We start from the raw sequence: 25,298 nt of genomic DNA on the forward strand, positions 1-25,298 counted from the left end.
GTTATTTTTCAAACAATTTAACAGGAGTAGATTCTTCGTTATTTGATTGAATACACAAACAAACAGGTTTATACGTGATGCTTGTCACGGGGATTTATTAATTCACTTCACAATTAGTTCGCAAAGTAAAAAAATTGTCCCGTTATAGAATTTCGGAGTGCAAGATGTACATGGCTCAACCGGGCCATATTGATCATATCAAACAGGTCAATGCTGGTCGTGTATATAAACTAATTGACCTAAAAGGTCCTATTTCTCGAATTGATTTGTCCAAGCAGAGTGAGCTTGCTCCTGCTAGTATCACCAAAATCACTCGAGAATTAATTGAAGCGCACTTGATTCATGAAACGACAGTACAAGAAGCGACGAGTCGTGGTCGACCTGCTGTCGGTTTGCAGGTCAATAATGAAGGCTGGCAATTTTTGTCAATGCGTTTGGGGCGAGGTTATTTAACCATTGCTTTGCATGAGTTAGGCGGTGATGTACTGATCGATACTAAAATCGAGATACACGAGCTTGATCAAGACGATGTGCTTGAGCGCCTGCTTTACGAAATTGATGAATTCTTTCAGACTTACGCGGATCAACTTGATCGGGTTACCAGTATTGCCCTTACGCTGCCTGGTCTCGTGAACTCAGAGCAAGGTGTCGTTTTGCAGATGCCTCATTACAATGTCGAAAATCTTGCTCTTGGACCAGAGATATACAAAGCAACAGGCTTGCCAGTTTTCATTGCCAATGACACGCGAGCTTGGGCATTAGCAGAAAAGCTTTTTGGTCATTCTCAAGATAATGACAACTCCGTTCTTATCTCTATCCACCACGGTTTAGGTGCGGGCATCATTCTGGATGGGCGCGTTTTGCAAGGCCGTCACGGTAACATTGGTGAACTCGGGCATATTCAAATTGACCCAAATGGAAAACGTTGTCATTGCGGCAATATTGGCTGTTTGGAAACCGTTGCCAGTTCTCAAGCAATTCGTGAAGAAGTCGTAAGACGAATCGCTGATGGCGAAGACTCTATTCTTGCTAAACAAGAAGAAATGAGTATTGAGAGCATTTGTGAAGCCGCTGCAAACGGTGATCCTTTGGCCGTCGATGTGATTGAAAAACTTGGACGCTACTTAGGCTCTGCAATTGCTATTGTGATCAACTTATTTAACCCTGAGAAAATCTTGATCGGTGGTGTGATTAACCAAGCAAAAGATGTGCTTTATCCTGCGGTTCGTCGCTGTATCGAAGAGCAGAGTTTACCTGTTTATCACCAAGATCTTGAGCTGGTGGAGTCTCGTTTCTATAAGCAAGCCACAATGCCTGGTGCCGCGTTGATTAAGCAAGCGTTGTACGATGGTCAACTATTGATGAAGGTTGTGGAAGGTTAAGTACTTTTTAACATGATGATGTGCCTGGCTGTTGAGACTGCATTTGTAGGTGATTTAGGGTGAGACTTAACGGCTCACCCTTTTTGATCGCCTATTACTAGAAAGGGAATTTGAGTTATGTTGCATTGCTATATCTGCGCCATTCATGTAATTTCCTAAAAAGCTCAAGTAAATAAACAAAATGGCTTTCAATGTGCTGCGTGACTTTGCGTCTGATGCAAAGAGAAGTAATACGCTAAAACTGTTGTACTTTAAAGCTGTGCTCGAAAAGCCAAATATTTTAAGGTTATTTGGTTATATAACCTTGCTGTGTCTGTACTGATTTCGAGTAAAATAAGAATTATCCATAATTTAGGTAGTAGTATGTCCGGAGTGTTAAATACGGTTGACCAGCGTACAAACTTGGTTGGTGAAAATCGACTAGAGCTTCTGCTGTTCACTTTAAATAGTCGCCAATTATTTGCGATTAATGTGTTCAAAGTGAAAGAGGTCATCAAGCTTCCACCGTTAACCAAGCTCCCTGGGTCGCACTACAATATTCGTGGGGTTGCTTCTCTACGAGGTGAAGCGGTACCAGTGATTGATTTACGAGGCGCAATTGGTTTTCCTGCTTTACGTGGTGAAGCGGAAGAAGAAAATTTGATCGTGACAGAGTACAACCGCACGGTGCAGGGCTTCTTAGTCGGTCCGGTTAAAAACATTATTAATACGGCATGGACTGAAATTCAGCCGCCTCCTTCCACGTCTGGTCGCTCGAATTACCTCACGGCTATCACGCAAATCAAAGAGGGGGATGCCTCTCAAATTGTCGAAATTATTGACGTTGAAAAAGTTTTAGCAGAGATCGTGCATTACGACGTGACTATTTCGGAGGACATTCTCGATCAAGAACTGGCCCAAGCAATGGTCGGGCGTAATGTTCTGATTGTGGATGATTCCTCTACAGCTCGTAATCAAGTTCGCGATACGCTTTCTCAATTAGGTATGAATATCATCGAGTGTCGTGACGGGCTGGAAGCGTTAACGGTTTTAAAACGTTGGTGTGATGAAGGTAAAGATGTAGAAAAAGAGCTGTTGATGATGATTACGGATGCTGAAATGCCTGAAATGGATGGTTATAAACTGACCCATGAAGTGCGCCAAGATCCACGTATGTCTAAGTTGTTTATCACATTGAACACTTCTCTGAGCGGTAGTTTTAATGAAGCCATGGTACAAAAAGTAGGCTGTGATCGCTTTATATCTAAATTCCAACCGGATCTGCTGGTTGAAGTTGCTCAAGACCGATTACGCCAGATGCTTTCTAAAAGTGCATGATTAGATCTAGTGAAATCAGAGGGAGCGCACCTCTCTCTGATTTTTAACATCTCTCTCCTTAATTCCTCTGTACTAATGGAAATCCCGAGATTTACTTTGTAGATTGTTCAAGTAGTGCGTGCAATCAATCAACTTGCCAGCAATAACGTGCGTGACTTCTCCCTCTCTTTCAAGAATGCCTTTCACCATTAATACTTTAGCGCCTAAATACGCTTGCTTTTGGGCTCGTGCTGTCGCTTGCCAAACGACCACATTAATGTTGCCCGTGTCATCTTCTAACGTAAAAAATGTCACGCCAGCGGCGGTGCCTGGAGATTGTCTTCCTGTTACCACGCCTACCACTGTGACCAGTGACTTATGCGGCTTCTCTGCCAGTTGCATCATGCGAGTAAAGTGAGGGAGTTTGCCCGTTTCTTCTAATAATTTAATTGGATGGCGGCTAAGAGATAGTCCCGTGCTTGCGTAATCCTCAATTAAATTTTCATATTCAGAGGGTTGAGTCTGGTAGCTAACATTGGGTTCTTCGACCTTGTGAAACAATGGTAGGTCAGATAAGGAATCCATTGCTGCCCAGCGAGCGTTATAACGATTCCCCGATAAGGCCTGAAATGCATTGGCTGAAGCCAATAATTCAATGTCACTTCGGCTTCTTAATATCTGCTTTACTTCTTGAATCGTTCGGTAACCATTAAGTGGTTTGCGCTCAATAAGCCTTTGTGCGCTTTCTGCGTTAAAGCCTTTCACCAAGCGAAAACCAAGTTGCACGCCGAGCCTGCCATTCGGACGTGAGACGAGATGATGCTGATATTTTGAATGATTGACGCACACCGGCAATACTTCGATGCCATGTCGGCGAGCATCTTGTACTAATTGCGATGGGCTATAAAATCCCATTGGTTGGCTGTTCAACAATGCAGTGTAAAATTCGGCTGGGTAATAATATTTTAACCATGCAGAACAATATGCCAGCACTGCGAAAGACGCTGAATGACTTTCAGGGAAGCCGTACTCACCAAAGCCGCAAATCTGATCGAAAATGCGCTCAGCAAACGCTAAGTCATAGCCTCTCTCTTGCATACCATTGATCAGTTTTGGTCTGAATTTAGCGAGATCGCCATTCTTTTTCCATGATGCCATCGCTCGACGGAGTTGATCGGCCTCGCCGCCGCTAAACCCTGCGGCTACCATGGCTAGCTTGATGACTTGCTCTTGGAAAATAGGGACGCCCATAGTCCGCTCCAGAACGCTTTTTACTTCTTCCGATGGATAACTGACTGGCTCTTTGTGATCTCGTCGTTTTAAAAAAGGATGCACCATATCACCCTGAATAGGGCCTGGACGAACAATTGCAATTTGAATCACTAAGTCGTAATAACAAGCAGGCTTTAGGCGAGGAAGCATGCTCATTTGTGCACGAGATTCAATTTGGAATACGCCTATCGTGTCGGCTTTTTGGATCATGCGGTACACGTGTGGATCATCTTGTCGGCGAGTGATCTCGGAAATAGAGAGGGATCGCTGGTGATGTTTCTCGACCAGTTGAAAGCACTTTTTGATGGCGTTTAACATGCCGAGTGCGAGCACATCGACTTTTAGTAGCTTCAAGCTTTCTAAATCGTCTTTATCCCATTGAATGATAGTGCGATCTTCCATCGAGGCATTTTCAACAGGTACCAACTCATATAAAGGTCCAGATGAAATTACAAAGCCACCTACGTGCTGAGATAAATGGCGTGGGAAGCCAATGATCTCGTTGACCAATTGGATGAACTGCTGCCCTTTGAGAGATTCTGGTTGTAAGCCCAGTTCAATAATTTGAGCTTGCCAGCCTTGGCTGCGATCTCGGCGATTAACGTTCTTAATGAAAAAATCCAATTGGGTCTCTTCAATCCCTAGTGCTTTACCGACTTCACGCACGGCACTTTTAAAGCGATAGCTGATCACTGTTGCAGCAAGTGCTGCACGCTCACGGCCATATTTTTTGTAAATATACTGGATAACTTCTTCACGGCGCTCGTGTTCAAAGTCCACATCAATATCCGGCGGTTCCTTACGTTCTTTACTGATAAATCGTTCGAATAAGACAGCGATTTGTCGAGGATCGACGGCGGTAATTTCCAGGCAATAACACACCACAGAGTTTGCAGCGGAACCTCGCCCTTGGTAAAGAATGCCTTGCTGTTTCGCGAACATTACAATGTCGTGAATAGTAAGGAAGTAGTAGTGGTATTTTAGCTCTTGAATAAGCGCCAGTTCATTCTCGATGGTTTGATTGACTTCTGCTGGCACGCCTTCAGGAAAACGCAGCTTTTTACCGCGTTCGACCAACATACGTAAGTAAGAGTCGGGTGTGTAACCATCTGGGATCAGCTCGGTAGGATATTCGTATTTTAAATCGGAGAGCTTAAACTCGCATAAATCGGCGATGTAAGTGCTTTCTTCCAGCCATTCTGGTTTGTAAATCCGAATCAACTTTTTAAAAGGACGAAGTGCTCGCTCAGTATTCGAAATACGATCAAAACCGAGTTTATCGACGCTACACCCATGCTTTATAGCAGTAAGTACATGCTGTAATGGCAAGCGTTCAACATCATGCATGAGAACGCCTCCGCAGGCAGTTATAGGTAATTGAAATTCATGTGCTAACTGCTCGCAGTGCGCAATGTATTCAGTATCGTTGTTACTCAAATGGCGCTGAATCGCTACCCACAAACGATTAGCGTGGTGTTGATTGAGCCAGCGCCCCCAATAGTGATCACTCTCTTGATGTGTGGGCAGCCACAATACCAAACAATGTCGAACCGACATCAAATCCCATTCGAACAGTTGATAGTTGCCTTTTTCACTGCGTCTCCTTGCGTTTGTGATGATACGACACAACTCGGCATAAGCCTTGCGACAAGGGCAAAGCAGTACGATTTGGCATTCATCATTTAACCAAAACATACTTCCAACGATTTGTTTGATATCGAGTTTATGTTGTTCGATGGTTGCATGGGCTTTGACAACGCCCGCGACTGAGCATTCATCCGTTATAGCTAGAGCTTGATAGCGATAGAAAGCAGCTTGGAGTACCAGCTCTTCTGCATGAGAAGCCCCAGTCAAAAAAGAGAAGTTAGACTGACAAAATAGTTCCGCGTAACTCATAATGATCCAACAAAAATAACTGTCGATTTAACAAAAATAGCCATGAAGAAACCAGTGCTTGTGCTGATCGCGAAATATCCATAACCAGCGGCCTTGCTTGGTGTGTGCAATGTAGTAATCACGCATGATCTCATCACCATCCCACCACCCAGAAACTATTCGCTCAGGTCCGTGGACCAAAGAAACTTGTTCTTGCAATACAATGGGAGTGGGTAATTGCATTGCGGGGCGTAGTATGGAAGGTATGGCGTGCCCCTTTTTATCTGGAGCATCAGCAGGGCGATACTGACTGGCCTTTTCTGGTCTAGGATCGCAAGCAATATTGGGTTTTAAAACGGCACTTTTCCCCAATTTAGCTTGCAGTAAAGAGAGCAGCTCTAAAGCATTCATGTTTCCTTTCTGCCCAGCAAAGAGATCGCGTGATGCACTAAGAGGCTCACCTTGACGGATGACTTTTAACGTTAGCCCTGTGACTGGGCCATTAAGCGAGAGTGATTCTAAGCTTAAACTCGCTAACTGTTGCCAACGCTGACATAGGTAATCACCTTGCGCAGAAGTGAGTTGAAGGTGTTGCTCTTGTTTCTCACGCTGGTGGAGTGTTAAACACAGTTCAAAAGCGACCTTATCTCTTAATTTAAGAAAGGTTTCGAGTTGACGAAGTAATTTGGCCAACGGTTTTTCAATCCACTGAACGTTTTCGATCTCAAACAACAGCTCTAAATAAACTTGGAAGGATTCGGTAGGGTGATAAAGGTCGACAGGGTGTTTAAACTGCCCAGTCAGTCGACCAACGTAGTTCACCAAATCGATATCAAAGCGTCGTGCGATGTCTTGCAATGGCAGTTCAAGCAGGTTTTGCAATGTGGTGACGCCTACACGTTGTAACTTCTCTACGGTAGCGCTTGATAAATCTGCCAGTGTTAACGGTAATGGTGATAGGACTTTTTGTATGGCAGATTTGTCTTCACTGATGACGTTCGCTCCTGATATTGCCATCAATTTGGCAGCAAAAGGCGAAAAACCACATCCGAATTGAAAACTCAGTTTCAGCTCCGATAAGTGAGCTCTGACTTTATTCCAATAGTTTTCAAGCCCTTCATACAGAGCGAGCATTGGAGTAGCACGCAGTAAAATACCTTGGTTTGGCATCAACACAACGTCAGATGTGATCAAATACAACCACTGGGCTACCTCTTGTAATTTATTTAATTCGGTTTGTGGATGATAAGGATGCACTTGTAAATCTCGACACAAGGACGCAGCACTGCCTAAGCCCATACCAGGCTTAATGCCTTGTTGTTCGGCAATCTCGTTGTATTGAAGAATCTGGCAACGTTGGCTTTCGACAATCACCACGGGTTGTTCTTGGTTATCACCAAAGAGTGCGTCTAGCTGCAGGCGAGGGAAGTGCAAGTAAATCCACAGAGACATATCACTAACCTTGGTTCGCCAGTGGGAAATTGACCACAGTCGAGTGCACAGTTTCAGATGATGGTTTCACCAGTTGCGGGTAATGGTGTTGGAATCCGATACTAACGCTACCTCTATTCCAGCCTCCTTTCCTTTTCAGCACTTCAACATGAATCCCTTGCTCGTCGCCTTTCAGTTTTAAACTGAGTGATACAGGCAAAGACAAGCGGTTGATAGTATCTGTTTTAAGCATAAAGAGAGGGCAAGTACCTTGTTCACTCGCTACCTGTAAGCGTTTCACTTGATGTATTTCAAGCTCTTCTTGCCATAACAAAACATTACTGCATACCCCACTTTTCAGACATTGCTCTGCAGCCCAAAGAGCGTCTTTGGGGTGAGTTGGAGTAACGACCCACACTTGGTTTATATCCAACCCGATGTAGTGTAAAAACAGAGAATTCACTAGCGCAGGTGGTTGAATAAATGCGGTCATACCATTGGTCTGAGTGGCTTTTAAATAGGGAGCGAGCAAACGCAATTCACCAATACTACCAATAGATTCCATCTCCACTACGCCATGAGGTGGAAAGCCTCCGCCGAGCAAATCATCTAATTCAGAAAAACCGGAACTAGTCTGCAACTGCTGAGGATCTGCTTTCGTTAAATTTGCTTGCCAAACAAGGTGTTGGCTTTTTAAGTTCTGAATAATATCTTGCATAATAAATACCTGTGTATATGTACAGTATATTTCTGTGGGAGAAAGTCGCAAGATTTTTATGAAGAGAGAAATGAAAAAAGGCAGCGTTTGCTGCCTTTTCAATCGATTATGTGAGGTAACCTGAATGAGTTATTTACGCTTCGGTTGAGCGTCGATGCACTGACCGTTCACATCGGTAACCGCAGGATCCATTAAGTGCAAATATAGCGGCATGATATCCAGTGGCGTTTTGAGAGTATTCGCATCTTCACCCGGATATGCTTTTTCACGCATGCGAGTACGAGTGGCACCAGGGTTAATTGCGTTAACGCGGATCGGTGTATCACTCAGCTCGTCAGCTAAAACTTGCATCATGCCTTCTACGGCAAATTTAGAGATAGCGTATGGCCCCCAGAATGCGCGGCCAGAGTGGCCGACGGTTGAAGAGGTAAAGATAATACGCCCAGCTTCTGATTTACGCATCACAGGCAGTAATGCTTGAGTCATTAGCACTTCGGCTTTCACGTTGATCTGCATGATATCGTCGAAGTCTTCCTCTTTGATTTGATCAAATGGACACAGCGAACTCAAGACACCTGCGTTGTGTAATAGACCATCCAAGCGACCAAACTGTCCTTCGATTGTCTCTGCCATATCAATGTAATTCTGCTGAGTTGCACCCTTGAGATCCAATGGAATGATAGCAGCTTGTGGATAGCCAGCAGCTTCAATCTCATCATAGATAGATTCAAGGTTTTGCACATTTCTACCCAAGAGAATAACAGTTGCACCGTGCTCGGCATAAGAAAGCGCGGCTTGACGGCCGATGCCATTACCAGCGCCAGTAACAAGAATGACTTTACCTTTTAGAGCATCAGCTGAAACGGAGTAGTTCACGGCGATAAATCCTTATTATTGTAAGAGGGTCCATGATAGTTAATTGACGCTAAAAAACGCCTGTTTCTCAATGGAAAATCTTGGTAATCGTGACAAGATGGTTACAATACACCAATTCATGTGTTATACCAATTCCAGAACTTTCGTTAGGTATGCTATCAATCAGAACAAGTGGTTACAAACCGCGCTGCCTTCTCGCTGATGTTTCTGCGTAACATACTAACGTCATCTGAAATGAGATAAAGGAGCTCTCGTTGGAATTTTTATTAGATTATGGTCTGTTTCTGGCCAAAATTATCACGGTGGTTGCTGCGATAATTGTTCTGCTCATTATTGCAAAATCGGCTGGTGGCAAATCGGGTGCGGCGAAAGGGGAGTTAGAGATTACCAACCTTTCAGAGCAACACAAACAATCTGTTGAGCAGTTAGAGCATCATTTGCATGACGATGCTTTCATCAAGGCTCGAGATAAAGCCGTCAAGAAAGAAGAAAAAGAGAAGAACAAATCTCGCGAGAAAGAAATCAAACAAGCGAGCAAAGACGGTTCATTAGATAGCAAGCGTGAACCACACCTATTTGTTCTTGATTTCAACGGTAGCATAGACGCAAAAGAAGTTGCGTCTCTACGTGAAGAAATCACCGCTATTTTGGCTGTCGCACGTGAAGGTGATGAAGTGTTACTTCGCTTAGAGTCTGGCGGTGGTATGGTTCATGGTTACGGCCTTGCCTCTTCTCAACTGGACCGAATCAAAGCCGCAGGTCTTCCTCTGACCATCTCTGTTGACAAAGTTGCAGCAAGTGGCGGTTACATGATGGCATGTGTAGCAGATAAGATTGTTTCTGCACCATTTGCAATTGTGGGGTCTATTGGCGTTATCGCACAAATTCCTAACTTCAACAAACTGTTGAAGAAACATGACATTGAGTACGAACAACTAACAGCGGGTGAATATAAACGCACGCTAACGATGTTCGGTGAGAATACCGATAAAGCGCGCGATAAGTTTAAGCAAGAACTTGAAGAAACACATGTCTTGTTTAAAGACTTCATCCGTGAGCGTCGTCCTAGTTTGGACCTAGACAAAGTAGCCACTGGTGAGCACTGGTTCGGTACACAAGCGAAAGAGCTTGGTTTGGTGGATGACATTAGTACATCTGATGATATCGTTGTTGCAGCATGCAAAGATAAAACTGTACTTTCTGTGCATTATGTACAAAAGAAAAAACTGGCCGACAAGCTAGCAGGTGTGGCGGGTAAAGTCGCTGATAGTGTTATTTTAAAGTTAGCTGAGCGTGGTCAAAAGCCGATTGTTTAATCGAGCTTAAGTTCATGACATTTAAAACGGCGAGGGCGGAAGCTCTCGCCGTTTTTGTTGAACTTTATGTTTATTGATGAATCCAATTACGCATTAGGTGTAATGCTTTACACGACATTTTTCCTCGCTCCAAAGACTGATTACCCGTATAATGTGCGCCTCGAAAACCGAGCAAATTGCTGAAAAGAAACTATTGGTGGAGAAGAACATGTCCTCTCAAACTCCGGTTGTAACCGTAGATGGACCTAGTGGTGCAGGTAAAGGCACTTTATGTATGTTGCTGGCGAAAAAGTTGGGTTTCCAACTCTTAGATTCTGGCGCAATTTATCGTGTACTTGCACTCGCTGCGATTCACCACGGTGTCGACACCGAGTCAGAAGATGCTCTTGTCCCACTAGCAACCCACCTAGACGTTCAATTTATCGCGGAAGGTGACTTAGTTAAGGTCATTCTAGAAGGCGAAGACGTGTCAGGGGAGCTTCGTAAAGAAGAAACGGGTATGGCAGCATCTAAAGTTGCGGCTTTGCCACGTGTTCGTGAAGCATTACTACGTCGTCAGCGTGCATTTGAGACCGCTCCGGGTCTGGTTGCTGATGGTCGTGATATGGGCACAATTGTATTCCCGAGTGCGCAAGCAAAAATCTTCCTTGATGCGAGTGCTGAAGAGCGTGCAAATCGACGCCTTAAACAGTTGCAAGAGAAAGGGTTAGATGTTAGATTTGCTGACCTTTTAAGCGAGATCCAAGAGCGTGACGACCGAGATCGTAACCGCCCAGTGGCGCCATTACGCCCTGCTGAGGATGCGCTTGTGCTAGATTCTACGTCGATGACTATCGACGAAGTAGTAGAAAAGGCACTACAATATATCGAATCGAAGCTAGCTGAGTAATAATACTCGACTAGGCTAAGAGCGTTGGTCGCAAGGATGATGACTGGCGAATTTAATAACCCCATGCGGTAGGATACCCGTGGAAGTTTAATTTATTGAAGATTAATTAAATGACTGAATCTTTTGCTCAACTCTTTGAAGAGTTTCTAAACGAAACAGAATTCCAACAAGGCAGCATCGTTAAAGGTACTGTAGTAGCTATCGAGAACGGTTTCGTTCTTGTTGACGCTGGTCTTAAGTCTGAATCTGCTATCCCTGCTGAACAGTTCAAGAACGCTGCTGGCGAACTTGAAGTTGAAGTTGGCGCTGAAGTAGACGTAGCTCTAGACGCTGTTGAAGATGGTTTCGGTGAAACTCAACTTTCTCGTGAGAAAGCTAAGCGTCACGAAGCTTGGATCGTACTTGAGAAAGCTTACGAAGAAGCTGAAACTGTTGTTGGTATCATCAACGGTAAAGTTAAAGGCGGTTTCACTGTTGAACTAAACGGTATCCGTGCTTTCCTTCCTGGCTCTCTAGTAGACGTACGTCCAATCCGCGACACTGCTCACCTAGAAAACAAAGAGCTAGAGTTCAAAGTTATCAAACTTGACCAAAAACGTAACAACGTAGTTGTTTCACGTCGTGCAGTTATCGAATCAGAGAACAGCGTTGAGCGTGACGAGCTTCTAGAAACTCTACAAGAAGGTTCTGAAGTTAAAGGTATCGTTAAGAACCTTACTGACTACGGTGCGTTCGTTGACCTAGGTGGCGTTGACGGTCTTCTACATATCACTGATATGGCTTGGAAGCGCGTTAAGCACCCATCTGAAATCGTTAACGTTGGTGACGAGATCCAAGTTAAAGTTCTTAAGTTCGACCGTGAGCGTACTCGCGTATCACTAGGTCTTAAGCAACTAGGCGAAGATCCATGGGTAGCAATCGCTAAGCGTTACCCAGAAGGTCACAAACTAACTGGTCGCGTAACTAACCTAACTGACTACGGCTGCTTCGTTGAAATCGAAGAAGGCGTTGAAGGTCTAGTTCACGTTTCAGAAATGGATTGGACTAACAAGAACATCCACCCTTCTAAAGTTGTTAATGTTGGCGACGAAGTTGAGGTTATGGTTCTTGAAATCGACGAAGAACGTCGTCGTATCTCTCTAGGTCTGAAACAGTGTAAAGCTAACCCATGGCAGTCATTCGCTGAAGCACAAGCTAAAGGCGACAAAGTTACTGGTAAGATCAAGTCTATCACTGACTTCGGTATCTTCATCGGTCTAGAAGGCGGCATCGACGGTCTAGTTCACCTATCTGACATTTCTTGGAATGTTGCTGGCGAAGAAGCTGTACGTGAGTACAAGAAAGGCGACGAGATCTCTGCAGTTGTTCTAGCAGTAGACGCTGAGCGTGAGCGCATCTCTCTAGGCATCAAGCAAATGGAAAATGACCCATTCAATGCTTACGTTGCTGACAACAAGAAAGGTGTTCTAGTTAACGCTACTGTAACTGCTGTTGACGCTAAAGGCGCTACTGTTGAAATCGCAGAAGGCGTTGAAGGTTACATCCGTGCTTCTGAAGTATCACGCGATCGCGTAGAAGATGCTTCTCTAATCCTAAGCGCTGGTGATGTTGTTGAAGCGAAGTTCACAGGTGTAGACCGTAAGAACCGCGTAATCAACCTATCTATCAAAGCTAAAGACGAAGCTGACGAGCAAGAAGCAATGGCATCTATCAACAAGCAAGATGACAATGCATTCGGTAACGCAATGGCTGACGCTTTCAAAGCTGCTAAAGGCGAATAATATACTCGCTTAAGCAAAAAAGGAGCCGCAAGGCTCCTTTTTTATATTTGGTCATATTTAAGTAGTAATACTAATGACAGTAAACTATCTTAATAAAAGGCATTTCTTCATTGCGCATTTTGCATAAAATTTGTCTAGAATTGTCAGCAAGTGTTTGTTGGAATTAGTATTACTTACTATAATAAGTGATAAAGATACTCAAAGAGGGCAACTATGACTAAGTCTGAACTGATTGAAAGACTCTGCGCTGAGCAAACACACTTATCAGCGAAAGAGGTAGAGGATGCTGTAAAAGATATTTTAGAGCACATGGCCTCTACACTAGAGAGCGGTGACCGTATCGAGATCCGTGGCTTTGGTAGTTTTTCTCTTCATTACCGCGAGCCTCGCGTAGGTCGTAACCCTAAAACGGGCGATAAAGTGGAATTGGAAGGTAAATACGTTCCACATTTCAAACCTGGTAAAGAACTTCGTGAGCGTGTAAATATTGGTTAATGCACTCTTATTAGTTTGAAAAAAGCGGCATACGTTTGTGTATGCCGCTTTTTTGTAATGTATCCAAGTTAGTCATACATCCAAGATCGTTTACTAATCTAATTGTGGATTCAGCTGTTTTCTATACCCAAATAACTTTAACTTCTAAGCATGTCTACAAACTAAGCATCTTGAGGTTACTTGGGTATAGATTATTGCTAATATACGTAGTCTGAAGAAGCATTTTCCTGCATAATCTTACCGACTTACTCCTAGAAGGGTGATGTAACATGAAAATTATAAAAATCGTTGCTGTTTTAGCTCTCTTTTTAATTGCATTGGCGTTAGGTTCCCAAAACCAAGAGCTCGTGACTTTTAACTATCTTCTAGCAAAAGGAGAGTTCCACTTATCTACGCTATTAGGTGTAGTATTTGTGGTTGGCTTTGCTTTAGCGTGGGTTATATTTGGTAGCATCCAACTGAAAACTCAGCTACAGGTCCGTCGTTTAAAGAAAAAACTGAAAAAGTACGAACCAACTGAATCAAACAACGCTGCTGATAAGCCAGCCATTGAAAAACAGGCATAAGGATAAGGCTTAACTTTAATGCTTGAACTACTCTTCTTGTTGTTGCCTATAGCTGCTGCGTATGGCTGGTATATGGGGCATCGCAGCGCTCAGCAAGACAAGCAGAAGCAATCTCATCAAATCTCTCGTCAGTATATGACGGGTCTTAATCTGCTGCTCTCTGACCAATCAGATAAGGCTGTCGATCACTTTATTGAATTGCTCCAAGTTGATAACGAGACCATCGATACTCACCTTGCGTTGGGTAACCTGTTCCGGTCTCGTGGTGAAGTCGACCGCGCAATCAGAATTCACCAAAATCTTATTTCTCGTTCAGGCTTAACACTGGACCAAAAGAACCTCGCCCTTCAACAGTTAGCGAAAGACTACATGGTCTCTGGTTTTCTTGATCGTGCAGAGAAAATCTTCGAACAGTTAGTCGAAGAGCCAGATTACAAAGAGGCGGCTCTTCAACAATTAGTGACCATTTATCAGCAAACACGAGAATGGGAAAAGGCGATTTATTACGCGAACCAATTGGCTAAGTTAGGTAATAAACGCTCAAGGATGCGTGCAAATATTGCCCATTTTTGGTGTGAAATAGCCATGCTCGACCAAGCTGATGGGAATACTAATAAGGCAATACAGCATTTTAAAAAAGCGTTAGCGGAAGACCCGAAGTGTGTTCGAGCAAGTATTGCTTTGGGACGAATTTACCTAGAGTCTGAAGACTATAAGCACACCATCAAATATCTGACGGGGGTACTTGAGCAAGATAAAGACTTTATCAGTGATGTCTTGCCAACTATTGCAGAATGCTATCATCATCTGGGTCAGGAAGATGAACTTGTCGAGTTTCTGAGAGCTTGTATTGATAAGAAAGCAGGCGTATCAGCCGAGTTGATGTTGGCTCAATTAGTTGCTCATCACGAGAACGTTGGGGCTGCTCAAGAGTTACTGACGAAACAATTGCTGAAAAACCCAACCATGAAGGGCTTCTACCGTTTAATTGACTACCACATTGCAGAAGCAGAAGATGGTCGAGCGAAAGACAGCCTATCAACACTACAAGCGATGGTGGGTGAACAGTTAAAAGTGAAACCGCATTACCGATGCCGGAAGTGTGGATTTTCTACCCATTCCCTTTATTGGCATTGTCCGTCCTGTAAAGGATGGGGGACGATCAAGCCAATCCGCGGATTGGATGGTGAATAATTCTTAATGCAGCTGGCAGAGTTTCTGTCCGCTGCATTTTTTTAACTTTTTATTTAATAAGAACCAAAACAGTTAGGAGATGAAATGATCGACCAAAAAGTTATTGTCGCACTGGATTATGATAACCAAGCAGATGCACTTGCGTTTGTAGATAGAATTGATCCTGCGTCATGCCGACTAAAAGTTGGCAAGGAGATGTTTACGCTATTTGGTCCTGATTTTGTACGTGAACTCCATAAACGTGGTTTCTCGGTATTCCTAGATTTAAAATTTCACGATATTCCAAACACCTGTTCGAAAGCAGTTCGCGCTGCGGCTGAAATGGGTGTATGGATGGTGAACGTACACGCGAGCGGTGGTGAGCGTATGATGACGGCATCACGTGAAATTCTTGAGCCATATGGTAAAGATCGTCCACTTCTTATCGGTGTAACGGTACTAACCAGTATGGAACAAAGTGATTTAGCTGGTATTGGTTTGAATGTTGCGCCTCAGGAGCAAGTGATTCGTCTAGCAACCTTGACCAAAAACGCGGGCTTAGATGGTGTCGTATGTTCAGCGCAAGAGTCCTCACTACTGAAGAGCGAACTAGGCCAAGAATTTAAATTAGTGACCCCTGGTATTCGACCTGCTGGTTCAGAACAAGGTGACCAACGCCGTATCATGACGCCAGTAGACGCTATCCAATCAGGTTCAGATTATCTTGTGATTGGTCGCCCTATCACTCAAGCGTCAAATCCTGCAGAAGTGCTGAAGTCGATCAATGAGAGCTTATCTAAAATGTAAGCACTGTCTCGATTGTATGGAGAAAAGTGAGGCTAAGATGCCTCACTTTTTATATCGAGTGAAAATACTGATCGCGGTAAACAACCATTCCTTTTAACCAGCTATGTCTGATCATTTACTCGCTGTAACTGGTATATCGGGGCCAATAGAGATAAAGGTTCTGCGGTTTATTCTGAGTAAAGTAGGGCTTGGTACTATGCTGATCACACTTTTGTAACATAACTCACTGTGATGCCTCGAAAATGCAATCATGTGTTATTGATGGCTTGCGTTACAAATATCTAAAGAATACTATGGCGAAGATGCATTCACTGCGTTGTAAGGTCTAGGATGACCTAGTGAAACTCTTTGAAATTAATATAGAAGCTGGCAGGACGTCACTTCATATTACGTTCCTATTATTTCCTATCTGCGTATTTTAAATCGCAGCTTTCTGTGAGCTTTCACACGCTGTCTTCCTTGTTACGACCTTAGTGCGCAAACACAACAAGGAAGAAACATGACTAAAAAACTGCCATTTTCAGTACTAGCAACACTGACCGCTGCCAGTTTTCAACTGAGTGCGGCAGAATTGCCAGCTGATATCGAATGGATTTCAAACAACAACGAACCTCTATTTGCCTCTGAAGAAGCGGTACGAGGTGGCACCTATCGCACTTACATTCAGAGCTTTCCGCAAACATTACGAAGTGTTGGTCCAGATGCGAACTCAGGTTTGCGCCAATACTTAATGGATGGTTCACCAAAACTGGCTCAGCGTCATCCAAATACTGGCAAATGGATCCCTCAACTTGCTAAGTCATGGGCATTTGGAGAAGACAACAAAACCGTATTCTTTAAACTCGACGAAACGGCCGAGTGGTCAGATGGTGAAAAAATTACAGCAGATGATTACGTCTTTATGATGAAGTACTACACGTCAAAAGACATTATCGACCCGTGGTATAACGACTTCTTCACAAACAGTATTGTGAGTGTTGAAAAAATTGATGACTACACGATCAAAGTCAATCTTGCTGTAGCTCAAAGTCATGACTCACTTATGGTTATGATTAACATGCCAAGTAATGGTTTTCAGCCTCGTCCTGAACACTTCTTTGAAGGAGAAAAGGACGCAAATAACGATGGCATGCCTGATAACTTCGTCAGAAAGTTTAACTTTAAATCTGAGCCAACCGCAGCGCCTTACTACATTGATCAAGTGAAGAAAGGTAAGAGCGTGACATTCAAACATGTCGGTGAAGATTGGTGGGGATACAACAACCGCTACTATAAAAACCGTTATAACGTTGAAAAGGTTCGCATTAAGGTAATTCGCGATCCTGATATTGCCATGAAGCACTTTGAGAAAGGCAACTTAGACTACTTTGAGATGGTGCTACCAAGCTTTTGGCATGACAAAACCAATAGTGATGTGTACAAAAAAGGCTATATCCAAAAGTACTGGGGCTTTAACGAAGCACCGCAAGGAGCTGGTGGTCTTTGGATGAACACAGCGATGCCTATGTTGGATAACCTAGAAGTGCGTAAAGGTGTTATGGCAGCCACTGACTATGACGGCATGATTGAAAACATCATGCGTGGAGATTATTCACGTAAACCGCATGGACTCGGCTTTGGTCATGGCGAATACGATGATCCTAGCAATACACCGCCAAAGTTTGATGCTGATGCGGCGGTTAAACACTTCGAAAAAGCGGGCTTTGATAAAGTGGGCGCAGATGGTATTCGTGTTAACGACAAGGGCCAACGCTTGAGCTTTGCTATCACCTACGGATACAACTCTTGGACACCGCGTATTGCATACCTGAAAGAGCAAGCGAAACTTGCTGGTCTTGAGTTCACGTTAAACTTGGTGGATGGCTCATCTGCGTTTAAATACATTCTTGAGAAAAAGCATCAGCTAGCGTTTTTGAATATGGGCTCTGGTGAGATCCCTGCGTATTGGGAATACCTACACTCGGATAATGCAAATCGACCACAAACGAATGCTCACACCAATTACAGCAGCCCTGAGCTAGACAAGTTAATTGAAGCGTATGATTCTGAGTTTGATCAGGAGAAGCGTTACGACTTGTCGCATCAAATCCAAAACTATGTCAGCAAAGCGAATATCATCGTTCCTGGCTACATGGTGCCTTATTCTCGAGTTGCTCATTGGCGCTGGGTTAAAATTCCTAAAAATGGCATGACAAAAGCGACAGAATGGGTGCTTCATCCAATGGATATCGGTAATTTCTGGATTGATAACCAAGTAAAAGAAGAGACAGAAGAAGCGATGGACGAGGGTAAAACCTTCCCAGAATTAACGGTAATTGATGATCGTTACAAATTGTAAATCAGTAGTTTAGATAGAAAATGATAGCCCCGGTAATGAATTTTATCGGGGCTTTCTTTTTTACTTAATAAGGTAAGACGCTTCTAAAAGGTAGGTTTTTGCATCACCAAGCAAAGAGAACGCTTTATCGATGGTTTTAAATCGATCATCAAGCGAGTCGCTTGATATCAGCTGGCTGAATGTTTGCAACGAGAAAGCTTCGTTTGCTTTGAAGAACTGATGTACGTTTTCAAGCTGCACTTTATGAATATGCTCCACCTTATTTAGGGCGGTGGTTAAATCGGAAATGTTAATCGACATTGCTATTCGGGAACCTTATCAACAAGACCTATATGAGGTCATAGAGTGGGGTTTTATATTTTGTGACAGAGAGTAGCACCGAAGAGCAATTTATAGTCTGATGAAGATCAATTTGCCTTATTTAAGCATCTGTAACGTGGCACTAGACGTGTACCTAGAGTTGGTACAAGTTACAACGCTTGAATATAGGCTAGGGTTCAACCTAATCAAAAGTAAAAGCCAAGTCCGACTAAAAGCCCTTGAGAAGCCGTATCATATTCAAATACCTCTTCATTTTTGTAATCGACCCAGGTCGACTTGTAAGCTAAGTTGAGATCAGACCATTCGTTAAAGCTATAACGAACACCAGTTTGAATGGCATAAGTGAAGTGAGTATCGTTGCCAAGTCCGGCGTCGATGCTGGCATGAAATCGCCAGTTTTCGCTCAATTCATCAATGAGTCGCAAGCCAACTAAAAAATCGACCCAATCTTCTTGTAATGACAGTCTATCTTCTAGTACCCGGTTGTTATTACGATACAGCTTGCCGGTGATGTCATTGTCCCACCAACGTAATCCAAACATATAATCCAGTTTACCAAATGAATATTGTTCGCGTTGGAATGCCTTTGCTTCTAGAACACCTTGCCGTATTTCGATGTCCGCACGATAACGAGCGTTAGTCAGAGCGCCCTTGATATTATTAACATCACCACTTAAGTTCATGAAACTATAATCTATGTAGTAGCCCCACTTACTTTGGTAAATACTCTCGAATCGCAACATCGCCCCAATATCGAGGTGGTCTACGATAAACTTAGGATCGACATCCACCTCTGATGAAAAGCGACCAATACTGGTATCCCCGTGGATATTCAGTCCTAGCATGTACACTTCTATGCTATTTCGCCAACGAGATTCTTGTGTCTCGGCTGAGAGCGCTACTGATGTAGGTAATACAAGAATGAGTGAGGAGAGTGATAGCAGGTTACATGGTTTCATCCAATTTCCTTTTCGGCTTTTCGTCAGCTTTCAGCTTAGTAGAAGTCGCTACACTCTGCATAAAAAAGGGAAGCAACTTGCTTCCCTGTAATTAACATTGACTTAGAGTTGTTTGGCAATGTCTGAGGTTAGGCTTTCTAAGCCTATGGATAAAGCGTTGACGAGCGCTTCATAGCCCTCATCTTGAAGCAGCTGAGAGATTTGTATTGGCGCGCTGTTTTCTACCTTACCTTCGGCATTAATGAGTAACCATTCCCCCTCAATTTCGATATTACCTTTGTAGCTGCCATTAAATTTATTTAACGTAAGCTGGAGTTTGGCTTCACCGCTTTGATCCAACAGATTATTCATTTCAGTCGGCCAGTAATGACTTTGCTTGTGACGTAGTTCCGCGACGACTCTCTGAGTGATTTGCTCAGAAATACTGTGCGCCCATTGATTGTGCTTCGCCTGAATAACTTGGGTCTCAGAGGTTCGATAAACAATGCCATTATCATTCAAATAACTCGCCAATGTCACTGGACGAACAACTAAAGTTGGGCGCTGAGCGATATCAGAAGAGCTCAGCGTCACTGGTTCCGCCTTAGGTAGAAGGTACATAGCTCCTTTAGTTTGCGGAGCGCTACTGCAACCCGTTAGACCGACAAATAGCGCGATAGACAGAAAGAATACTCGTTTCATTAGTTTTTGCCTTTAACTGGTATTGGGTCACTGGTTTCATCTTCTCCAAACACGAGAGAGTTTGGCTTTTCGTTTAGCTGTTTAAGTACGGGTTTAAACTCTGTCATCACGCTTTCTAATTCTTTTAGCGTGGCTTCCATTTCGCTGTACATGGTTGAGTTGGGCCCATAACCATCGAGTGTTTTTTGTAATTGCTGTAAGCTTTGGCGAATATCTGTTGGGATCTCTTGCGTCTCTTTTTGATTCAAAAGTTTATCAATACTGTCCGCCACGCGTTCTGCTGAAGCTAACGTTTTTTCGGACGTTTTTAACGTTGAATTGAGAGAGTCTAGTGTTTCTTCCATTGGTAAGTTATTAATCTTATTTAGGAAGTCGTTCACTTGGCGCTGAACCTGCGCAAAACCACCACGCATAGTTGGGAAAACATCTAAATCAGCAAACTTACTCGGTACGTAAGGCTCGTCGTTTGGATAGAAGTCGGCGTCAACATACAGTGCGCCTGTTAATAAGTTACCTGTTTTTAAAGTACCACGTAGGCCTTTAGCAAACTCACTCTTCAATTTATCTTTTAACATTGGTAAAGATTGGGATTGGAAATCGCCATAAACACGGCCGAGCTCGATACGTACCAATACAGGGATTTTTTTCGCAGAAAAGTTCTCTTCTGGGGTTGGAAGTCGCATTGGTACACGCATCACAGTACCAATTCTCAAGCCTCGATATTCGACAGGTGCCTTACGTTTAAGTCCTCGTACCGATTCATCAAAAAGCATAACGAATTCAATATAATCATCGTACATGCCTTCTCGAAGTTGTTTAATATCATCGTACAAGCGGAAGTTGACCATATTTTCAGTGAGCTGTTCACCGGATTCAAGACCTGGAACGGTATCGAAGGTAACACCACCCGTTAGCATGCTCTCTAATGAGCCAAACTTGACTTCGAACCCTTCAGCATTGAGCTGTAAATCTACGCCAGAATTCAGCCAGAACTTGGTACGAGTGCGCACTAAGCTGTCATAAGGCTTGAAAATAAAGAGTTGGTATAACGCTTTGCGAGTGTCAACATCAAAGCTAGTTTTCTCTACACGACCAACCGTAAAGCCTTTATAAATGACGGGGTCACCAACGCCTAGCTTACCAGCCTCGCGGTGTGTTAACACAAGGCGTAACCCCTCTGCATCAGGAGAGGCCACTGGGGGAACATCTAAGACCGTAAAGCGCTCTTTCTCTATTTTAGATTTACCCGGCTGAAGTTGGATATAAGCGCCAGAGAGCAAGGTCTCTAAACCTGAAACGCCATCACGGCCAATACGAGGCTTCACCACCCAAAACATGGTGTCATCTCGCAGCATGCGTTCTGCATCCTTGTTCATTTGTGCCTTAGCGATGATGTGATCGTAATTTTCACTGAGAGTGACTTCAGTAATCAGTCCGACTTTTACATTCAATGCTCGGATTTCGGTTTTGCCAACCTCAATCCCATCTGCGGTTGGCAGTTGGAGAGTAATTTGTGGGCCTGTACTGTTGATATATTGGAACAGCATCCACGCTCCCATGGCTAGCGCAAGGATCGGGACAATCCATATCGCAGAAATCTGCTTTTGCGGTTTTATTTGAGCGGTTACGTTGTTCTCATCACTCATATTTGGCTTTCTCGTTTAAGTTGTCAGAAATCGGCTCCTGCACTTCGTTTTGTGGCAATTGCCACAACAAACGTGAGTCAAATATCATTGCAGAAAGCATAGTAAAAATGACCACTGCCGCGAAAGAGAGCGCAGCAGGACCTGGATAAATCGCCATTAAGTTTTGCAGCTGAACCAGTGCAACTAAGATCGCGACGACGAAGATATCGATCATGGACCAACGACCAATAAACTCAGTTATGCGGTAGATCTTTAAGCGTGAAATACTCTCTTCGTGCGGAAGATATCGCGCTTTTTGCGCATTGTAATACAGCCACGCGAGTGCCAGCATTTTCGCCATTGGAATAAATACGCTAGCAAAGAAAATTACCATCGCAATAGGGTAAGAACCTAAATGCCAAAGCAATATTACCCCCTCCATGATAGTTGAACCTTCTGCATGTCCAAGGCTTACGGTGTACATCATAGGGTAGAGGTTCGCAGGGATATAGAAAATGACTGAAGCAAACAAAAGCGCCCAAGCTTTTTGTAAATTGTCTGCGGGGTTGTATTTGTGAATAGGGCTTTTACAACGAATGCAGTGTTGGTGTTTTTTAGCTTCAATAGGGTTGAGCTGGTGACACGTATGACAACCAATATGGTTGTGGTTATGGTGCGTATCACCCTCTTTTACATCAGATAGCTCGATAGCTGGAATAAAGTGCCCCCAGAGCCAGCTTTTGTCGACCATTGATATGCATTTGACTACCAGAACGGTATATACACAAAACGCCCAGAATGAAGTGCCCATACCTATGTCTGCGAGGGAAGCGATTTTAATTAAGCTGACCAACACGCCAATCAAAAAGACATCCACCATTAACCAGGGTTCGACTCGAAACAGAAGACGGCATAAAACTTTTGCCATTCGTTGCTGCTTTCTAGAGGGGGTATGTTTACGTGCTTTTAATGCTTCAAGGTGAAGAAAGAGAATGAGACCAACATAGATTGCAGGCAAAACGATAACTGTTGCGAGTAGCAGCACACCCAAAAGCACATTTTGAAACTCAGCCAGCATTTTGGCAGCGTGCAACAAGGTGATTTCTTGCGACAACCCTTGCACGCTGAACGACATAAAAGGGAAAGAAATGCTTAGCACTAACATGATCAAACATGCCGATGATATGGCGATCACGCTTTGGTAAGGCTTGGCATTCACTTTAGTCAGCGAATGCGAACATCGAGGACATTGTGCTTTTTGCCCCTGTTCGATATCGGGAATGCGAACAACAAGGCCGCACTCTTCGCATGAAATTAACTGACGGGAATTAGGTTGAATACTCATCGGGTAGGTTTTAGATTCATTTGCTTTAAGAATACTCTTTTTTCACTGGGCACGCTTGTTTTGATTCAGGAGTTTACGAGTTTCTTACTTTTGGCATTAGAGCATATGGGAGATCTAAGACATAAACGAAGTCGCGTTTGGTACAAGATTTTACGGCGAAGATGAGTATGTTGGAAGCCGAAAGTAATATGATGTTGCTTGGTTTATTGGAGGGGGTAATTACTTGTTTTTAAGGGTAAGTAACCCTGCCCAGATAATCTGAGCAGGGAAAAAGAGCATTTTATTTAAGGTGCTTAGTTGTACTTTACTTGACCGTTCCGCTCTTAAAGGCATTGGAGCCGACTTGCGTACCGTTGAGCGTTTTGCCGTAATAGCCTTGGTGCTGGTGATATTTCTCCGCGTTTGCGGTGACATTGCCTTTGAATCGAGGATCTTGTGGACGCTCATGGCTGTTGACGTATGCTGCGACATCCCAAGCTTCTTGCTCTGTCAGCTGCACACTTTTCCCAAGCGGCATGTTTTCGTAAATAAAATAGGCTGCAGTGTTAATCCGGTGCATGCCTGCGCCCCAGTTATACGCATATTCGCCCCAAAGTGGTGGAATGTATGAATGGTCGTTGGTGTCTTTGATGCCTGAACCGTCGGCGCGATGGCAAGTTTCACAGCTCTTTTCGTAGACCAATGCGCCTCGCTCTATTGATGGTTCTTGCTCAGGGGCGGCGATTTTTGGGTAGCCACGCCCAGAGAGATTACCTCGCTTTTCAACTGGTAATGCTTGTGCGATGGCTTCGGGCAACGGAAAGTCTTTTGCTTTTCCACCAATTTGCAACGCTTTTGCGTCTAGCTCTGGAATGGGTTCATCCGCCATACCATGTTTGTCAAGCAAGCCGCCCATCGCTAACCAGTAGGCGTAAGCACTAAGGGCAACAATTTCTGTCGAATCGTAAGCGGGCGCTTTACCGTTCATGGAATACTCGAAACAACCTTGGATACGGTCAGCATAGCTGTTTACGCGATCGTTTTTCTTACGATATGCCGGGTATGCCATGTAAGCTGCCCACAGTGGCGCAGCGTTTGCTTTTCGTCCTGCCTCCATATGGCAGTTCACACAGTTTTGTTCGTTGCCAACGTATTTTCCGCGCATTTGTTGTGAGTTAACAAAGAGCGAGTAACCGCGTTTTACTTGCTCACCAAATGCGGTGTTTGGGGTTGTGCTGAGATCACGCGGTTTTAAGTATTCACCGTGCTTTTCTTTTTCTATCGCAGGTAGCTCTTTCTGGCGGTCCGGTAACAGATCGTTAGCTAATACGAGCGTAGAAATGAAAGGCAGTGCGAACAAAGAATAGAAACATTTCATGACTGCTCCTAGTAACGTAATGAGGCAAAGTAGTAAGCAAGATTTTCGATCTCTTTGTCAGTGAGATTTTTTGCGATGGTCCCCATCATATTGAGCGGGTCACCACTGCGAGTGCCGTTTTTCCATGCCATCAATTGCGTTTTTAAGTAATCAGCATGTTGGCTTGCGAGGCGAGGGAACTTGTCGACGCCCATACCGCTGGCTCCATGACAAGTTGCGCAAGCTGGAATGTTTCTATCCCAATCGCCTTGGAAAATTAACTTACGATACGGGTTACGAATATCAGCTTGGTCGCCGCGTTGTTCTGGATTCGTGAACCCATAGCTCGGGAGGTTAGCAAAGTACTCCATAACTTCCTTACGGTCTGCGGGATCGCTGAGTTCCTTCGCCATGCCTTGCATGACCACATTTTGGCGTTCGCCACTAAGGAATAGTTCGATTTGAGTGTTGAGATAATTCGCGTTTAAACCAGCGATCATCGGCGCGATATTTGGCTGTCCCATGCCATCTTGGCCGTGACAACCGCTACATACGCTGGCTTTTTCCGGAATAGACGAGGCGCTTGCGCCCATAGTGGTTGCTAACAAACAGGCCACCACCACTGGAAGAATTTTTGACATGCTGACTCACTTTAATTTTTATTAATATGTCTAAGTGCTACTTGGTAGTCACTTGGACGATATTGTCGGCCTTGTCAATAATGAAAGGTATTGTGGATTTCCACATATTTAATAAGTGTAAATGGCCGTATTTGTTTTTATTGGTTGTTCTATAAGCGATAAAAACAAAGTGGTG

General features: G+C 43.8%; 21 protein-coding genes. 10 read left to right on the top strand and 11 right to left on the bottom strand.

Annotated features, from left to right (window positions below; genetic code table 11):
- Positions 1-164: 164 nt before the first annotated feature.
- Positions 165-1,382, top strand: a complete 1,218-nt coding sequence (gene mlc / locus R7P74_RS09895) for a sugar metabolism global transcriptional regulator Mlc (protein ID WP_005385828.1) — start codon at positions 165-167, stop codon at positions 1,380-1,382.
- A 363-nt stretch (positions 1,383-1,745) separates the two neighbouring features.
- Positions 1,746-2,699 carry a chemotaxis protein CheV gene (locus R7P74_RS09900; protein ID WP_005372976.1) on the top strand — a complete coding sequence of 318 codons (954 nt, stop codon included), beginning with the start codon at positions 1,746-1,748 and terminating at the stop codon, positions 2,697-2,699.
- 72 nt (positions 2,700-2,771) lie between these two features.
- Here the strand turns inward: R7P74_RS09900 and R7P74_RS09905 are convergent, their stop codons facing one another.
- The 4 genes from R7P74_RS09905 to R7P74_RS09920 all read right to left on the bottom strand — a co-directional run bounded on the left by R7P74_RS09905 (position 2,772) and on the right by R7P74_RS09920 (position 8,850).
- Complete coding sequence (locus R7P74_RS09905) at positions 2,772-5,846, bottom strand: error-prone DNA polymerase (RefSeq protein WP_064354175.1); 3,075 nt, start codon at positions 5,844-5,846, stop codon at positions 2,772-2,774.
- A 27-nt stretch (positions 5,847-5,873) separates the two neighbouring features.
- Positions 5,874-7,277, bottom strand: a complete 1,404-nt coding sequence (locus R7P74_RS09910; protein ID WP_225473355.1) for a Y-family DNA polymerase — start codon at positions 7,275-7,277, stop codon at positions 5,874-5,876.
- Positions 7,278-7,281: 4 nt separating this feature from the next.
- Entirely contained in the window at positions 7,282-7,974 is a 693-nt protein-coding gene (gene imuA / locus R7P74_RS09915; RefSeq protein WP_005372979.1) for a translesion DNA synthesis-associated protein ImuA, read from the bottom strand.
- Positions 7,975-8,103: 129 nt separating this feature from the next.
- A complete protein-coding gene (locus tag R7P74_RS09920; RefSeq protein WP_005372980.1) occupies positions 8,104-8,850 on the bottom strand; it encodes a YciK family oxidoreductase in 747 nt (248 codons plus the stop codon).
- Positions 8,851-9,104: 254 nt separating this feature from the next.
- On the opposite strand from R7P74_RS09920, the gene sohB reads away from it, so the two are divergent.
- From sohB to R7P74_RS09960, 8 genes are all read left to right on the top strand, one after another.
- Entirely contained in the window at positions 9,105-10,166 is a 1,062-nt protein-coding gene (gene sohB, locus R7P74_RS09925) for a protease SohB (RefSeq protein WP_005385819.1), read from the top strand.
- Positions 10,167-10,374: 208 nt separating this feature from the next.
- The gene (gene cmk, locus R7P74_RS09930) at positions 10,375-11,055 is read left to right on the top strand and encodes a (d)CMP kinase (protein ID WP_021033981.1); all 681 of its coding nucleotides are present in this window, start codon (positions 10,375-10,377) and stop codon (positions 11,053-11,055) included.
- A gap of 110 nt (positions 11,056-11,165) precedes the next feature.
- Positions 11,166-12,836, top strand: a complete 1,671-nt coding sequence (gene rpsA / locus R7P74_RS09935; RefSeq protein ID WP_005385817.1) for a 30S ribosomal protein S1 — start codon at positions 11,166-11,168, stop codon at positions 12,834-12,836.
- Between the two features lie 213 nt (positions 12,837-13,049).
- On the top strand, positions 13,050-13,331 hold the full coding sequence (ihfB, locus tag R7P74_RS09940; protein ID WP_005385816.1) for an integration host factor subunit beta: 282 nt from the start codon (positions 13,050-13,052) through the stop codon (positions 13,329-13,331).
- Between the two features lie 269 nt (positions 13,332-13,600).
- Positions 13,601-13,897 carry a LapA family protein gene (locus R7P74_RS09945; RefSeq protein WP_005376663.1) on the top strand — a complete coding sequence of 99 codons (297 nt, stop codon included), beginning with the start codon at positions 13,601-13,603 and terminating at the stop codon, positions 13,895-13,897.
- 18 nt (positions 13,898-13,915) lie between these two features.
- Positions 13,916-15,091 carry a lipopolysaccharide assembly protein LapB gene (gene lapB, locus R7P74_RS09950; RefSeq protein ID WP_005376665.1) on the top strand — a complete coding sequence of 392 codons (1,176 nt, stop codon included), beginning with the start codon at positions 13,916-13,918 and terminating at the stop codon, positions 15,089-15,091.
- An 84-nt stretch (positions 15,092-15,175) separates the two neighbouring features.
- Positions 15,176-15,877, top strand: a complete 702-nt coding sequence (gene pyrF / locus R7P74_RS09955) for an orotidine-5'-phosphate decarboxylase (protein WP_017821659.1) — start codon at positions 15,176-15,178, stop codon at positions 15,875-15,877.
- A 499-nt stretch (positions 15,878-16,376) separates the two neighbouring features.
- On the top strand, positions 16,377-18,215 hold the full coding sequence (locus R7P74_RS09960; protein WP_042523082.1) for an extracellular solute-binding protein: 1,839 nt from the start codon (positions 16,377-16,379) through the stop codon (positions 18,213-18,215).
- A 60-nt stretch (positions 18,216-18,275) separates the two neighbouring features.
- Here R7P74_RS09960 and R7P74_RS09965 read toward each other — a convergent pair whose 3' ends face one another.
- The 7 genes from R7P74_RS09965 to R7P74_RS09995 all read right to left on the bottom strand — a co-directional run bounded on the left by R7P74_RS09965 (position 18,276) and on the right by R7P74_RS09995 (position 25,075).
- Positions 18,276-18,515, bottom strand: a complete 240-nt coding sequence (locus R7P74_RS09965) for a hypothetical protein (protein ID WP_005376679.1) — start codon at positions 18,513-18,515, stop codon at positions 18,276-18,278.
- Between the two features lie 206 nt (positions 18,516-18,721).
- Entirely contained in the window at positions 18,722-19,495 is a 774-nt protein-coding gene (locus R7P74_RS09970) for a hypothetical protein (protein WP_318122822.1), read from the bottom strand.
- Between the two features lie 102 nt (positions 19,496-19,597).
- Complete coding sequence (locus R7P74_RS09975; protein ID WP_318122823.1) at positions 19,598-20,176, bottom strand: PqiC family protein; 579 nt, start codon at positions 20,174-20,176, stop codon at positions 19,598-19,600.
- The gene (gene pqiB, locus R7P74_RS09980; RefSeq protein ID WP_213876378.1) at positions 20,176-21,822 is read right to left on the bottom strand and encodes an intermembrane transport protein PqiB; all 1,647 of its coding nucleotides are present in this window, start codon (positions 21,820-21,822) and stop codon (positions 20,176-20,178) included. The genes R7P74_RS09975 and pqiB overlap by 1 nt, the downstream gene beginning before the upstream one ends.
- Positions 21,815-23,146 carry a paraquat-inducible protein A gene (locus R7P74_RS09985; RefSeq protein WP_005385807.1) on the bottom strand — a complete coding sequence of 444 codons (1,332 nt, stop codon included), beginning with the start codon at positions 23,144-23,146 and terminating at the stop codon, positions 21,815-21,817. Before R7P74_RS09985 ends, pqiB begins: the two co-directional genes overlap by 8 nt.
- A 304-nt stretch (positions 23,147-23,450) precedes the next feature.
- Positions 23,451-24,503 carry a c-type cytochrome gene (locus tag R7P74_RS09990; RefSeq protein WP_318122824.1) on the bottom strand — a complete coding sequence of 351 codons (1,053 nt, stop codon included), beginning with the start codon at positions 24,501-24,503 and terminating at the stop codon, positions 23,451-23,453.
- A gap of 8 nt (positions 24,504-24,511) precedes the next feature.
- Positions 24,512-25,075, bottom strand: coding sequence for a c-type cytochrome (locus R7P74_RS09995; RefSeq protein WP_373921227.1), 564 nt, complete (start codon positions 25,073-25,075; stop codon positions 24,512-24,514).
- Between the last annotated feature and the right edge of the window lie 223 nt (positions 25,076-25,298).

The sequence above is a fragment of the Vibrio sp. 2033 genome (genome assembly GCF_033339735.1).

Coding starts and splice junctions, on each gene's coding strand:
- mlc (WP_005385828.1), top strand. CDS start 165: ATGTACATGGCTCAACCGGGCCATATTGATCATATCAAACAGGTCAAT.
- R7P74_RS09900 (WP_005372976.1), top strand. CDS start 1,746: ATGTCCGGAGTGTTAAATACGGTTGACCAGCGTACAAACTTGGTTGGT.
- R7P74_RS09905 (WP_064354175.1), bottom strand. CDS start 5,846: ATGAGTTACGCGGAACTATTTTGTCAGTCTAACTTCTCTTTTTTGACT.
- R7P74_RS09910 (WP_225473355.1), bottom strand. CDS start 7,277: ATGTCTCTGTGGATTTACTTGCACTTCCCTCGCCTGCAGCTAGACGCA.
- imuA (WP_005372979.1), bottom strand. CDS start 7,974: ATGCAAGATATTATTCAGAACTTAAAAAGCCAACACCTTGTTTGGCAA.
- cmk (WP_021033981.1), top strand. CDS start 10,375: ATGTCCTCTCAAACTCCGGTTGTAACCGTAGATGGACCTAGTGGTGCA.
- rpsA (WP_005385817.1), top strand. CDS start 11,166: ATGACTGAATCTTTTGCTCAACTCTTTGAAGAGTTTCTAAACGAAACA.
- ihfB (WP_005385816.1), top strand. CDS start 13,050: ATGACTAAGTCTGAACTGATTGAAAGACTCTGCGCTGAGCAAACACAC.
- R7P74_RS09945 (WP_005376663.1), top strand. CDS start 13,601: ATGAAAATTATAAAAATCGTTGCTGTTTTAGCTCTCTTTTTAATTGCA.
- lapB (WP_005376665.1), top strand. CDS start 13,916: ATGCTTGAACTACTCTTCTTGTTGTTGCCTATAGCTGCTGCGTATGGC.
- pyrF (WP_017821659.1), top strand. CDS start 15,176: ATGATCGACCAAAAAGTTATTGTCGCACTGGATTATGATAACCAAGCA.
- R7P74_RS09960 (WP_042523082.1), top strand. CDS start 16,377: ATGACTAAAAAACTGCCATTTTCAGTACTAGCAACACTGACCGCTGCC.
- R7P74_RS09965 (WP_005376679.1), bottom strand. CDS start 18,515: ATGTCGATTAACATTTCCGATTTAACCACCGCCCTAAATAAGGTGGAG.
- R7P74_RS09970 (WP_318122822.1), bottom strand. CDS start 19,495: ATGAAACCATGTAACCTGCTATCACTCTCCTCACTCATTCTTGTATTA.
- R7P74_RS09975 (WP_318122823.1), bottom strand. CDS start 20,176: ATGAAACGAGTATTCTTTCTGTCTATCGCGCTATTTGTCGGTCTAACG.
- pqiB (WP_213876378.1), bottom strand. CDS start 21,822: ATGAGTGATGAGAACAACGTAACCGCTCAAATAAAACCGCAAAAGCAG.
- R7P74_RS09985 (WP_005385807.1), bottom strand. CDS start 23,146: ATGAGTATTCAACCTAATTCCCGTCAGTTAATTTCATGCGAAGAGTGC.
- R7P74_RS09990 (WP_318122824.1), bottom strand. CDS start 24,503: ATGAAATGTTTCTATTCTTTGTTCGCACTGCCTTTCATTTCTACGCTC.
- R7P74_RS09995 (WP_373921227.1), bottom strand. CDS start 25,075: ATGGGCGCAAGCGCCTCGTCTATTCCGGAAAAAGCCAGCGTATGTAGC.